The sequence below is a fragment of the Salinicoccus halitifaciens genome (assembly GCF_021026095.1).
Taxonomy (GTDB): Bacteria; Bacillota; Bacilli; order Staphylococcales; family Salinicoccaceae; genus Lacicoccus; species Lacicoccus halitifaciens.
Genome location: NZ_JAJNCU010000004.1, coordinates 1 through 12,282 on the forward strand (window position 1 = coordinate 1; position 12,282 = coordinate 12,282).

Annotated in this window: 13 protein-coding genes, 3 tRNA genes and 1 rRNA gene; 1 reads left to right on the forward strand and 16 read right to left on the reverse strand. The window is 47.0% G+C overall.

From position 1 onward, the window contains the following. From LPW40_RS08640 to LPW40_RS08655, 4 genes are all read right to left on the reverse strand, one after another. A 16S ribosomal RNA gene (locus LPW40_RS08640) occupies positions 1-178 on the reverse strand; the annotation flags it as partial. Positions 179-327: 149 nt separating this feature from the next. Next, positions 328-401: transfer RNA gene (locus tag LPW40_RS08645), tRNA-Gly, on the reverse strand. Between the two features lie 52 nt (positions 402-453). Then, a tRNA-Leu gene (locus LPW40_RS08650) sits at positions 454-538 on the reverse strand. 131 nt (positions 539-669) lie between these two features. Then, positions 670-741, reverse strand: a tRNA-Glu gene (locus tag LPW40_RS08655). A gap of 404 nt (positions 742-1,145) precedes the next feature. Here LPW40_RS08655 and LPW40_RS08660 point away from each other — a divergent pair. Then, complete coding sequence (locus tag LPW40_RS08660; protein WP_230822107.1) at positions 1,146-2,681, forward strand: catalase; 1,536 nt, start codon at positions 1,146-1,148, stop codon at positions 2,679-2,681. Between the two features lie 54 nt (positions 2,682-2,735). Here the strand turns inward: LPW40_RS08660 and LPW40_RS08665 are convergent, their stop codons facing one another. The 12 genes from LPW40_RS08665 to LPW40_RS08720 all read right to left on the reverse strand — a co-directional run bounded on the left by LPW40_RS08665 (position 2,736) and on the right by LPW40_RS08720 (position 12,222). Continuing rightward, positions 2,736-4,883, reverse strand: coding sequence for a Tex family protein (locus LPW40_RS08665; protein WP_230821873.1), 2,148 nt, complete (start codon positions 4,881-4,883; stop codon positions 2,736-2,738). A gap of 66 nt (positions 4,884-4,949) precedes the next feature. Beyond that, complete coding sequence (sigB, locus tag LPW40_RS08670; protein ID WP_230821874.1) at positions 4,950-5,726, reverse strand: RNA polymerase sigma factor SigB; 777 nt, start codon at positions 5,724-5,726, stop codon at positions 4,950-4,952. Then, positions 5,701-6,177 (reverse strand): anti-sigma B factor RsbW, encoded by a 477-nt coding sequence (rsbW, locus tag LPW40_RS08675; RefSeq protein ID WP_230821875.1) that lies wholly within the window; start codon positions 6,175-6,177, stop codon positions 5,701-5,703. The genes sigB and rsbW overlap by 26 nt, the downstream gene beginning before the upstream one ends. A gap of 2 nt (positions 6,178-6,179) precedes the next feature. Further along, complete coding sequence (locus LPW40_RS08680; protein ID WP_230821876.1) at positions 6,180-6,506, reverse strand: anti-sigma factor antagonist; 327 nt, start codon at positions 6,504-6,506, stop codon at positions 6,180-6,182. A 97-nt stretch (positions 6,507-6,603) separates the two neighbouring features. Further along, the gene (locus LPW40_RS08685; protein WP_269063302.1) at positions 6,604-7,617 is read right to left on the reverse strand and encodes a SpoIIE family protein phosphatase; all 1,014 of its coding nucleotides are present in this window, start codon (positions 7,615-7,617) and stop codon (positions 6,604-6,606) included. A 31-nt stretch (positions 7,618-7,648) separates the two neighbouring features. Next, the gene (locus tag LPW40_RS08690; RefSeq protein ID WP_230821877.1) at positions 7,649-8,032 is read right to left on the reverse strand and encodes a type II toxin-antitoxin system PemK/MazF family toxin; all 384 of its coding nucleotides are present in this window, start codon (positions 8,030-8,032) and stop codon (positions 7,649-7,651) included. Then, the gene (locus tag LPW40_RS08695; RefSeq protein WP_230821878.1) at positions 8,033-8,203 is read right to left on the reverse strand and encodes a hypothetical protein; all 171 of its coding nucleotides are present in this window, start codon (positions 8,201-8,203) and stop codon (positions 8,033-8,035) included. Between the two features lie 61 nt (positions 8,204-8,264). Then, positions 8,265-9,413, reverse strand: coding sequence for an alanine racemase (gene alr / locus LPW40_RS08700; protein WP_230821879.1), 1,149 nt, complete (start codon positions 9,411-9,413; stop codon positions 8,265-8,267). 12 nt (positions 9,414-9,425) lie between these two features. After that, complete coding sequence (gene acpS / locus LPW40_RS08705; protein WP_230821880.1) at positions 9,426-9,773, reverse strand: holo-ACP synthase; 348 nt, start codon at positions 9,771-9,773, stop codon at positions 9,426-9,428. Next, positions 9,770-10,243, reverse strand: a complete 474-nt coding sequence (locus LPW40_RS08710) for a PH domain-containing protein (protein WP_230821881.1) — start codon at positions 10,241-10,243, stop codon at positions 9,770-9,772. The genes acpS and LPW40_RS08710 overlap by 4 nt, the downstream gene beginning before the upstream one ends. Further along, entirely contained in the window at positions 10,200-11,765 is a 1,566-nt protein-coding gene (locus tag LPW40_RS08715) for a PH domain-containing protein (protein WP_230821882.1), read from the reverse strand. The genes LPW40_RS08710 and LPW40_RS08715 overlap by 44 nt, the downstream gene beginning before the upstream one ends. Beyond that, complete coding sequence (locus LPW40_RS08720; RefSeq protein WP_230821883.1) at positions 11,758-12,222, reverse strand: PH domain-containing protein; 465 nt, start codon at positions 12,220-12,222, stop codon at positions 11,758-11,760. Before LPW40_RS08720 ends, LPW40_RS08715 begins: the two co-directional genes overlap by 8 nt. Positions 12,223-12,282 lie beyond the last annotated feature (60 nt).

Sequence of the window (12,282 nt, forward strand, 5' to 3'; positions counted from 1 at the left end):
TCCGGTATTAGCCACGGTTTCCCGTGGTTATCCCGGTCTGATGGGCAGGTTGCCCACGTGTTACTCACCCGTCCGCCGCTCGATTGATTGGAGCAAGCTCCAATCGCTCGCGCTCGACTTGCATGTATTAGGCACGCCGCCAGCGTTCATCCTGAGCCAGGATCAAACTCTCCATAAATGGAAAGCTCATCTTGAGCTCGTATGATACTGACAGTATCAATTGCGTTTTTGAGTTGTGCGCCTCAACTGCTTCCATAATGGAAGACTTCTTTTATCGGAATTAACGTTGACATATTGTCATTCAGTTTTCAATGTTCTTAAATGTAATGGAGCGGGTGATCGGAATCGAACCGACGACATCAGCTTGGAAGGCTGGGGTTATACCATTTAACTACACCCGCATTTGATTTTAGTATATAATAGTAATTATTTGAATCAGTATTGCAAGATTGATGCGGCTGAGAGGACTTGAACCTCCACGGGATTAACTCCCACTAGGCCCTCAACCTAGCGCGTCTGCCGATTCCGCCACAACCGCACATCATTATAATGTTGCTTTTCAGTGCTTCGCTTCTTTTTTAGCGACAAGAACTATTGTATAACATATAAATCATTATGTCAATGAGTTCGTCTATTTTGTTTTAAAAACTTTTTCTCTAAAAGAAGAAGTGACCCGTACGGGATTCGAACCCGTGTTACCGCCGTGAAAGGGCGGTGTCTTAACCGCTTGACCAACGGGCCATTGATTAGTGCAACGATATTTATAATAAAGGTTTATGTTAAATAAGTCAATACATTTTTACGTGTTTTTAACATTTCCTTTATCTTTTTTAATCGACCGCCCTTTTCGATGATCAAAACTGGTATTTTGAATTTTTTCCTTCTATATAAAGGCAGTTTTTATGTCTCTGAGATATTCTCCATTTCATCTGTCCGAAAATCTCTATTTAAAAATATTTTACATTACTTGGGGGTTATTTGCTTGAAATTACTTAGCAATGTGTTAAACTTTATTTATAATCATTCTAAACAAGAATGTTATAATAATCATTCTCGGAGGGATTTTATTAATGACTAACGAAAACCAGAATCAGTCCAAAGACGAGTTCACTGGCAATCCAAAAGATGAGTTCGCTGGTACTGCAATGGCGGGCGGTGCTCATCAAGGCAGGGAGCAAGGCGAGAACAAGCCTGCAGATCACCTGACTACATTATTTGGTGCGCCGGTTGGCGACCGTGAAAACTCTGCTACTGCCGGTCCGCGTGGTCCGATGGTAATGCAGGATCCGTATTTCCTGGAGCAGATGGGACATTTCGACCGTGAAGTGATTCCTGAGCGCCGTATGCACGCCAAAGGTTCAGGTGCTTACGGAACTTTCACTGTAACTCATGATATCACCAAATATACGAAAGCTAAAATCTTCAGCGAAGTCGGCAAGAAAACTGAAATGTTCGCACGTTTCTCCACTGTGGCGGGCGAGCGCGGTGCAGCAGATGCAGAACGTGACATCCGCGGTTTCGCACTCAAGTTCTACACTGAGGAAGGTAACTGGGACCTCGTCGGTAACAACACACCTGTGTTCTTCTTCCGTGACCCTAAACTTTTCGCAAGCCTTAACCACGTTGTAAAGCGTGACCCTAAGACGAACATGCATAACCCGCAAAGCAACTGGGATTTCTGGACGCTGCTTCCTGAAGCACTCCACCAGGTGACGATCATTATGACGGACCGCGGTATTCCAAAAGGCTTCAGAAACATGCATGGTTTCGGATCACACACATACAGCATGATCAATGCTGACAACGAGCGCGTATGGGTGAAGTTCCACTTCAGAACACAGCAGGGCATTGAAAACTACACCGGTGCAGAAGCAGAGCAGGTCATTGCAAAAGACCGCGAGTCTTCACAAAGAGATCTGTTCAATGCGATTGAAGAAGGCAACTTCCCTAAATGGAAGCTTTACATCCAGGTTATGACTGAAGAGCAGGCTAAAAACCATTACCACAACCCGTTCGACCTGACTAAAGTATGGTACAAAGGCGAATATCCGTTGATTCCTGTAGGTGAGTTCGAACTGAACCGCAACCCTGAAAACTACTTCGCAGAAGTTGAACAGGCAGCGTTCGCACCAACGAACATCGTACCGGGCATCGGTTTCTCACCGGATAAAATGCTGCAGGGCCGTCTGTTCTCATATGGAGATACTCAGAGATACCGTCTGGGTGCCAACCACCACCAGATTCCGGTCAACTCTCCAAAAGCGGCACAGAACGTCTGCCCGTTCAGCCGTGACGGCGCAATGAGGGTCGATGGCAACATGGGTTCACATACGAACTACTACCCTAACAGCTACAGCCAGTATCAAGATCAGCCGGAAGTGAAACAGCCGGGTCTCGAAATCGACGGACTGGTTTACGAGCATAACTTCCGCGAAGACGACAACAATTATTACGAGCAGCCAGGTAAGCTCTTCAACCTTCTGTCAGAAGAAGATAAGCAGAACCTCTTCAAAAACACAGCAGATGAAGTCGGCGGCGCATCATTACAAGTACAGCACCGTCATATCTTCAACTGTTACCAGGCAGATCCGGCTTACGGCCGCGGTGTTGCCAATGCACTCGGCATCGACATCAATGATGTTGAGCTTGAAGACAAGAGCGTCCACCTGTTGGATAAGTAAAATCAAAAAAGTACAGGCCATCTCAGTTGGCCTGTACTTTTTTTGTCTTCATTTTTAGTTGTTCATATTTTTCATCGTCAGGGAGATTCTGCCCTTTTTCAAATCCACATCAAGCACTTTCACTTCCACGATGTCACCTGTCCCCACCGCTTCCAATGGATGTTTGATGAAGCGATCCGCCAATTGTGAAACATGCACAAGGCCGTCCTGCTTAACACCGATATCGACGAAAGCGCCGAAGTCGGTCACGTTCCTCACAGTTCCTGACATTCTCATCCCCTGCTTCAAATCTTCCATCTTCAATACATTGGACTTCAGCATCGGGGTTTCATAATCATCCCTGATGTCCCTCGTCGGTGATTTCAGACTTTCAACGATGTCCTCAAGCGTCGGCTCCCCTACGGAGAGTTTTTCTGCATATTCCTTTATGTTGATGCCTTCAAGCCTCTTGCTCGTTTCATCCGAGCCGATCTGTTCTTTTTTGATTCCGAGCTGCTTCAATAATTCATTTGTGGTTTCATACTGTTCGGGATGGATTGGTGTCCTGTCGAGCAGCTCTTCTCCCTCTGGCAGACGGAGGAATCCGATGCACTGCTCATATGTCTTCTTGCCGAGCCTCGGCACTTTGCCGATCTCCCGGCGGTTTTTGAACCGGCCGTTCTCAAGCCTGTAATTGACGATATTTTTACTGATGGAAGGTGACAGACCCGCCACATGCTCAAGCAACGTCACGGATGCCGTATTCACGTTCACCCCGACCTGGTTCACACTCGTCTCCACAACGAAGTTCAGTGATTCGGTCAAATATTTCTGATTGACATCATGCTGGTACTGGCCGACACCGATGGATTTCGGATCGATCTTCACCAGTTCACTGAGCGGATCCTGTACACGTCTTGCGATTGAAACGGCACTACGTTCTTCGACATTGAAATCCGGAAATTCATCCCGTGCAATCTGCGACGCCGAATAAACACTCGCTCCCGCTTCATTGACGATGATGAATGGTACATCGAGATTTTCTTCAGTCAGGAGTTCGGCGGTGAAGAGTTCGGTTTCCCTCGAAGCTGTGCCATTACCGATTGCGATCAGGGAAACATCGTGCTTTTTGATCATGCGGAGCATTTCATTTTTCGCTTCTTCCACTCTCTTTTTTGAAGTGTGCGGATAAATGATGCTTTTATCCTGGAACTCCCCGTTGTCATTGATTACGGCAAGTTTACATCCCGACCTGAATGCAGGGTCGACCCCAAGAATCATCCTGCCCTTCAACGGCGGCTGCAACAGCAGACGTTTCAGGTTTTCTTCGAAGATATCGACGGCATGCGCTTCACCCTCGACCGTCAAATCATTTCGGACTTCACGGTCGATGGAAGGGATGATCAGCCGCTTCAAACTGTCCTCGACCGCTCTCTCCATATACTCACGGGTCTTCGATTCTTCCCTGATGACCTGTTTGCCGATATAATTCTTCAGGCGTTCGAAATCATGTACGAGCTTCACGTTCAGAACTTTGAGCTGCTCACCGCGGTTGATCGCGAGCACCCTGTGAGGCACGATCTTCTTGACCGGCTCCTCATAATCGTAATATATTTCAAATACTTTATTATCATCTTCTGCATTCTTCTTTTTGGTGGAGGTGATGGAGGAAGTATCCTTCACAACTTTTAAAATGTATCTTCTGAACTTCGGCTCATCGGAAATGTCCTCGGCAATGATGTCCAGGGCGCCGCTGATGGCTTCTTCAACCGAAGGCACTTCATCATTCAAATGACGTTCCGCATACTGATGAACATCCGCATCATCCTGTGCCTGTATGATTTTAGCCAGGGGTTCCAGACCTTTCCGCTTTGCTTCAGTCGCCTTTGTCTTCTTCTTCTGTTTGAACGGCCTGTATAAGTCTTCCACCCTGTTCAGCACGGTCTGCTTATTGATTTCAGCCTTCAATTCCTCCGTCAGCATGCCCTGCTCATCAATCAGGCGGATGACTTCCTCTTTCCGCTTCTGGAGAGACTCCATATAATTATATTCGTCCGCGATCAGTTTGATATCTTCCTCATTCATGCCGCCGGTCATTTCTTTACGGTACCGGGCGATGAATGGCACCGTGTTTTTGTCCTCAAGCAGTTCCAGCACGTTCTTTATATATTTTTCTTTGAAAGATGTCGTTTTTTCCAACGCTTTAATCAAGTCTTGTGACATTGTCGTTTCTCCTAAAATTTAAGTATAGTCTTAAAAAATAAAAACCCCAACCGCACGGGTCGGGGGTCATTCATTTTCCACAACTGCCTGCCGCAGCTTATTGATTGCCGTTCTCTGCAGCCTGGAGACGTGCATCTGGCTTAAGCCTACACGTTCCCCTGTTTCTTTCTGGCTCAGGCCTTCCATGAAGGTGAACTGGATGATTTCCCTTTCCCTCTCGGTCAGTATCGGGAGAATCCTCTCAAGCATCAGCCTTTTCTCTGCAAGGTCATAGTTGTCATCCTGCTCACCCATCACATCAAGAAGGGTCACTGTTGAGCTGTCCTTGTCAGCTTCAACGGAATGGTCCACTGATAATGCATTGTAACTCTGGCCCATTTCCATCGCTTCAAGCACATCTTCATCCGTCACCTCAAGATAATCTGCAATCTCCTGGATGGTCGGTGAGCGCTCAAGTTCAGCCACGAGGGTGTCGTTTGCATTTTTAATCTTTGGACCGATCTCTTTGATCCGTCTCGGTACATGGACACTCCATGTTTTATCACGGAGATATCTTTTGATTTCACCGACGACCGTCGGCACCAAAAAAGCTTCGAAACGCCTGTCGAAAGAAGGATCGAACCTTTTTATCGCACCGAGCAGGCCGACCATGCCAACCTGCACCAGGTCTTCATGATGGCTCTGCCCTTTGGAGTAGCGGTATGCAAGCGATTCAACAAGCTTCTGATAATGTTCCACCAGTTTGGTCTGGGCAATATCATCACTTTCCTGCTGATAGCTTTTGATCAGAAAGTTGATCTCCTCAGCAGAATATCCATTATCTGTTGCTGATTGTTTCCCCATCTGAATGCACCTGGCTTTCATCAATGTACTTAGTCATACTTATTGTAACACCTGGATCTTTTCTTACAACAATTTCATCCATCAGTGTATCAATCAAGAATAACCCGAGGCCGCCCTCTCTCAAGTAATTGACGTTATCATCCTCATTATACGGGCCAAGTTCAGATTTGATTTCCTCATAATTGAAGCTCTGACCTTTGTCCGATACGATGATTTCTATTTTATCGGAGTATACGGCGAATCCCACCAGGATATTGCCGTCCTCGTCTTCATTGTAGGCATGCTTCACTGCGTTGGTGACTGCTTCGGATACCGCAATTTTAGCATCCTCGATCTGATCATAGGTTGCTCCCACCCGGGAGAAAATACCGGACAGCGTGAGCCTGATCAGCCCAACGTATTCTGCACTTGATGGAAATTTCATCTCTATATAGTCATATTGATGACTCATCCTCATTCCACCTCCGATGATTCATTAATATGCATCAAGTCTCTTAAACCCGTGATTTCAAAGAGTCTCAAAATACGGTCGGAAACACCTGTCACACGCAGTTCTTTACCGTGCTTGTTCAAATCTTTGAGTGTACCTACAAAGATGCCGAGTCCCGTCGAATCCATATATGAAACGTCACTTAAATCTATCTTCACATGATGACTGCCGTCCTGTCTGATCGGGTTCAGAACTTCCTGCAGTTCGGGAGCAGTATAGACATCAAGCTCCCCGCTCATGGCAATGATATACTCGTCTTTCTTTTCTTCTGTGCTAATGTTGATATTCATTATGTATTTCCACTCCTAACCAAATTCTAAACGCAAGTCATATATGTTTACCCGTCCAGAATAAGGATAAACATATATCACTCATTTTTTATGGATTTCATCCTGTGTTTTTTAAGATGAATAAAGTGAGATCATCTTTTTTATTTGCATGCTGCATGCGCGTCAGGGATTCATATACATATTGGACGATATCCTGAGGATGATGGTCCTTCGTTTCATAAATCATGTCCTTGATATCATTCAGGTCGATGAAGGTGTCATCGTGTTTCCTGAGTTCCGTCACCCCATCGGTGCAGACGATCAGCATATCGTCCTTTTCAAGCGTCACCCGGCGCTGTTCGTATTCCGCAGAATCCGTCACCCCGAGTACGATGCCTTTGGCATCGATCTCTTCGAACTCATTCGTCGCGCTCCTGTATATCAGCCCCGGTTCATGCCCGGCGGAAGAATAGTCGAGCGTTCCGGTCTTGAGATCATAAAGGCCGTAGAACATCGTGATGAACATATTCTGGTTGACGTTCCTTTCGACCACCCTGTTGAGCTTCTGCAGACTTTCACTCGGATTTATGGTCGCACCTTGAAAATCCATGGCAAATTTGACCATGGACATCGCTATGGCCGCAGGTATCCCTTTACCGATGACATCGGCCACACCAAAACTCAAGAGGGCATTCTCATGATTGATGATATTGAAATAGTCCCCGCTCACCTTGCCGGCCGGGACGGAAATCGCTCCGATTTCCAGGCTCTCCAGTACCGGTATCGGCGTTTTCAGCATCGTTTCCTGAAGGCTTGAAGCAACATCCAGCTCTTTATCATGCGTTTCGAGTTTAGCCAGCATCGCCTTGTAGTCGCGGTATGTAAAGCCGAATGCAATCAGCACTTCCTGCAGTATGTTCAATGAAGAATGAATCAATTCCCCATCTTTGATGGACATTTCTTCAAGAAGATCCATATGCAGTGTCACTATTTCCTCCGGAGAGGTATCGATTTGAATGACCTTATCACTGAAAGTGTGGCACATTTCAATCGCTTCGTACTGTTGATCGTCAAAAAGATATTTCGTCATGATATCCTTATATTCATTTGCTAAATCATCTACATAGGTCAATCGCTGCACCTCCTTATGAATTGGGGTCATATCATCCTTCTGACCGCTTGTTCTTTTTCTTCTTCTTTCTCTGCTTCTGATCCAATGCGAGACTGACTTTCAGGGCAGCGTCCACTTCAGCCATTTTATCATCTTTCAAATATGTAAGTTTTTCCATCAGCCGTTTTTTATCGACGGTCCTGATCTGTTCCAATAAAATCACTGAATCTTTATCCAAGTTATATGTATCCTTTGAAATCTCCACATGTGTAGGTATCTTTGCTTTGTTGATCCTGCCTGTAACAGCAGCAACTATCACAGTCGGACTGTGATAGTTGCCCACATTGTTCTGAATGATAACGACAGGTCTTTTACCACCTTGCTCGGAACCTTCCACCGGTGATAGATCCGCAAGATAAACTTCTCCTCTTTTCATCTATTCACCATCTTTTATATATTCAAGGTATCTTTCATTATGCTTATGCGCCTCACATTCCACAATGTGAAACTCGCTGACGATCGAGAGATTGATATCCCTCATTTCAATATAACCCTTTTTAAGTGCTGTATCCAGACTGCTCGTGTTCGGCTGATCATTCAAATTCATAATTAATCACCCCTGGACGATAATATATATAATCTTACCATGTTGTTTCAAAAGTGACTAGCTATTTCAATACCTCATTGTAAATGAAATCCACATCTTCTCCCGCATATTGCCTCGGTATGCGCCTTGCCAGGAGCGTCAGTGATTCGTACGGGATGGTGTCCACATAAGCGCTGTATTCATCCATGGACTGCGGTGAGTCGGGATCATTGCTGATGATGCATGCATGATCTCCGACTTTCGTATCCCCGGGCACCCGCACCATGATCGCATCCATGCAGACCCTGCCGACCACTGGACACTGGGCACCGCCCACCTCAATTTCATAGCCGCTTCTTTTGCGGATGAAGCCATCTGCATAACCGATCGGCAGAGTTGCGACGGTTTCTTCCTCCCCGGCTGTATAGGTCCTGCCGTAACTCACTGCATCCCCCGGCGAGAGCTGATGGACCGCCGCCACGCGCGCCGTCAGTTCTATGGAAGGTTTCAGCCGGATATCCGTCGCAGCCTTCGTCTCCGGACTCGGATAGTAACCGTACAACGATATGCCGATCCGGATAGCGTTGCAGAAATCCACGTCATAACATAATGCGCCTGCAGAGTTTTGGATGTGGATGTATCTTGGGCGCTCCACCTGCTCGACGATGCCGCGGAATGCTTCGATCTCCTGCTCCGTGATACCCCGGTCTTCGTCGGCGGAAGTCAGGTGACTGAAGATACCTTCATATATGAACCGGTCAAAGCTGTTGATTTCCTCGATCATGGCACGGATCTCCGCCACGTCCTTTGTACCGTAGCGGTTCATGCCGGTGTTCACTTTTATGTGGATCCATACCTCTTTTTCATAAGTGTCGTTCACATTCGAGATGGCTTCCCTCACCCACTCGAGGTCTGCCGCCGTCACCGCAACCCTGTGCTGGATTGCCTTGTTGATATCTTCAGGGTCTATCCGGCCGAGGACGAGGATTTTTTCCTTGGTGCCGTGCATCCTTAAATCGATGGCTTCATCCAGTGTCGCCACGGCAAAGTAACTGACACCCCTGTCTGCCAGATATCCGGCGACTGTGTTGCTGCCGAGCCCGTAACCGTTCGCTTTCACGACGGCGATGAACGTCTTGTCCGGGTGCCTGCCCTGGATGACTTTGTAATTATGGTGGATCGCTTCCAAGTCTACATTGACCAATGTGCTTCTATAGTACCTTTCACTCACTGAACTGCCTCCTCATTGTGTTTCCAGGACAACCATCGCCATTGCGTAATCTTCCGAGTGCGAAATTGAAACATGGGCCCGCCGGTCATTCACGATGGATGGCTTCCCCCGGCTGTCATTCATGCAGTTGATCTCATTGAACGCTATGGATTCGCCTATGCCGCTGCCAAGCGCTTTTGCATATGCTTCCTTGACGGCGAAACGTCCTGCCAGAAACTCGGTCTGCCTGTTTTCATTCGGGATATTCCTGTATTTGTCCAACTCTTCGTCCGCCAATATCCTTTTGGCAAGACGGTGATCTTTATTCACTCTTTTTATGCGCCCTATCTCCACTATGTCTGTACCTATGCCTAAAATCATACTTCCAACCTCGATTGATTATTGATGATGTCGCGTATCATGGCCCTCAGCTGATCCGCGTCCCCTTCGTGAAGCTCGGGGATGTAAACTCTTTCAGCCGGCGTCCTTAAACTGATGCCTTTGAGATTCATCCTTCTCATCAGCGGGCCGACTGTCGTATCGATATTTTGAATCCTGTATATCGGTACAGTCTTCTGCCTTTTTATGAATATGCCTTCATGGACGTGGATTTCATCATCAAATATGCCGTATCTGAAATAACGGAATTTCAATTTGGGCACAAGCCATATATCCACAACGACGATATAAACCGTGATCAAAAGGAATACCGCGGGTATATACCAGGGCAGGAAATCCAGGGCCGTGACGGAGAGGATGTAGACCAGTGCCGTCGCGAGTAAAAATATGAACGCATAAATGCCTGCTTTAATCCTCCATAATCTGATCGCTTTCGGAGATATTTTCTTCATCCGTCCTGCCCCCTTCCTTTATCCAATCCCATATGATGCCGATATCCTGCCTGTCTATGAACCTGACCGTCGCAGTCGATCCGACGATGCCGGCTGCGGTCGTCACTGATATATTGGCGAGCTTTGAACGGATGAGAAATGGATTTTCCGTAATCTGGCCCTCGATGACTTTATCATGCTTGATGACAAAATGGCTTCTCGTGAAAAATCCCGTTGTAAGCAGGTTGATTTCATCGTCCCTGATCACATAACCATTGTTCCTTGCCGCATAGACTCCGGCCGCAATCGTGACGGCCATCACCCCGAGTCCAAGTATCCATGCCCAGCTGAGCAGGTAATACTGGACGGCTGCGGTGGCAAGGATCAGTATGACAGTTGAAACCTGGAAATATCTGCGGTAACCACGGAGCGGCACGCAGCCCTCCGGCTTGATCACGTCATAGTTCGGCAGTATCTCTTCAATGACTTCATACAAAGTGTTCCTTTTTATGAAAGGCATGAGTTCCACTGTACTGGTTGCATCCTCGCCTTCAAAAGTATCACTCGTTATCGTCACCGACAATGAATAATAACCGATCATCCTTCTGATCAGGGAATCCCTGATGATGATGTTCTGGACCCTGTTGACATTCACGCTCTTATGCTTCTTTTCAAGCAGTCCGTACTCCACTGCGAGATCATCACCTTTTTTATACAATGCGTAATCATGGTATTTGATGTAAAGGATGATCACCCCGATAGCATAGCCGACGGCCACAAAGAATATTACAGCGACCGACAGTGCAATCATGGAGTTTTGGAACAGCGTGCCGAAATAATCGATATAACGTTCCACGATGAACTGCGTGCCGATGATGTTCAGTATCGCAAAAACAATGGCGAGGAACGCGCCGAGTGCGCCGCTCGTCATGCTCATCAGCAGCAATTCCGCACGGCTCAGCCTGTGGAGCACTTCGAAGGTCCGCTTCGGCTGTGCCTCGGCCAGTGCCGCATCCCCATCCTGCCTCGGCCATGGGCTGGCATCGCCGATCTGCACATTTTCAACATCCTTTTTATCCTGTGCAATCTTCTCCTGCTCATCATAGATGATGGACTGCAGCGCTTCGGCCTGGGTTTTCTTCATCGTATCTATGACGATGCCTTCGCCTGGTGTGAATACCTGGAGTTTCACGGCTTTGAACAGGCGGTGGAAAATCGGTTCCGAGAAGTCGATCGACTGGATGCGCTCTATATCAAATTCCTTTTCACGCCTCGTCAAAATCCCGTCCTTATATATGAACTTGCCGTCTTCTATCCAGAATCTCGTCCTGTACTTGTTGATGAAGTCAAGGCCGCCGAACAGGATGACCAGAAAGAGGAATATCCCAACGACCCCAAAAATCCATGTCAGTGAAATATTGCCGGACATGATCGTCTCCCTCTGGTTGAAGAAGACGATGACAAGCGGAATCCATAAATTCCTGAACGCATTGACGACACTGCCCAGATAAGCAATCGGATGAAGCTTCTGAGGACTATACATCAGAAATCTCCTCCTTTACCATATCGATGATCTGTTTCTTGAGCTGCCCGCCTTCACTGATTTCAATCGGCGGCATATCTATGCCCATGCTGGCCGTCTTTGCGCGCAGGATGGAAAGACCGTACCTTCTCGAGACCGGTCCGGTCGAGAGTTCCACACCCTGTATCCGCTTGATCGGTATCAGGGTGGTCCTGATGATGATGAACCCCTTTTTGACGATGATCTGTTCTTCTGCAAGCTCATACCGCGTCACCCTGTAAAATATCAATGGCCTGATGATGACATTAATGATGAATAAAACAATGAAAATGCCGGCAGCAGACCATATGACGTAAGCCGGCCAGTCGAACCACAGGCTGAGGCCTGTGACGGCACCTGCGATGATGAACCAGAACAACATATCGATCATCGCCCTCACCCTCATGTAAGGTACAGCTTCACTCGATAATCTTTTCATATTGACCTTCCTTCGGCATAAAAGATTTTTCCTGCTCTGTCATTATACCTTCATTCACCA

Bases quoted from the DNA above. Each gene is read 5' to 3' on its own strand.
- LPW40_RS08660 (WP_230822107.1), top strand. From the start codon at position 1,146: ATGGCGGGCGGTGCTCATCAAGGCAGGGAGCAAGGCGAGAACAAGCCT.
- LPW40_RS08665 (WP_230821873.1), bottom strand. From the start codon at position 4,883: ATGTCACAAGACTTGATTAAAGCGTTGGAAAAAACGACATCTTTCAAA.
- sigB (WP_230821874.1), bottom strand. From the start codon at position 5,726: ATGGGGAAACAATCAGCAACAGATAATGGATATTCTGCTGAGGAGATC.
- rsbW (WP_230821875.1), bottom strand. From the start codon at position 6,177: ATGAGTCATCAATATGACTATATAGAGATGAAATTTCCATCAAGTGCA.
- LPW40_RS08680 (WP_230821876.1), bottom strand. From the start codon at position 6,506: ATGAATATCAACATTAGCACAGAAGAAAAGAAAGACGAGTATATCATT.
- LPW40_RS08690 (WP_230821877.1), bottom strand. From the start codon at position 8,032: ATGAAAAGAGGAGAAGTTTATCTTGCGGATCTATCACCGGTGGAAGGT.
- LPW40_RS08695 (WP_230821878.1), bottom strand. From the start codon at position 8,203: ATGAATTTGAATGATCAGCCGAACACGAGCAGTCTGGATACAGCACTT.
- acpS (WP_230821880.1), bottom strand. From the start codon at position 9,773: ATGATTTTAGGCATAGGTACAGACATAGTGGAGATAGGGCGCATAAAA.
- LPW40_RS08710 (WP_230821881.1), bottom strand. From the start codon at position 10,243: ATGAAGAAAATATCTCCGAAAGCGATCAGATTATGGAGGATTAAAGCA.
- LPW40_RS08715 (WP_230821882.1), bottom strand. From the start codon at position 11,765: ATGTATAGTCCTCAGAAGCTTCATCCGATTGCTTATCTGGGCAGTGTC.
- LPW40_RS08720 (WP_230821883.1), bottom strand. From the start codon at position 12,222: ATGAAAAGATTATCGAGTGAAGCTGTACCTTACATGAGGGTGAGGGCG.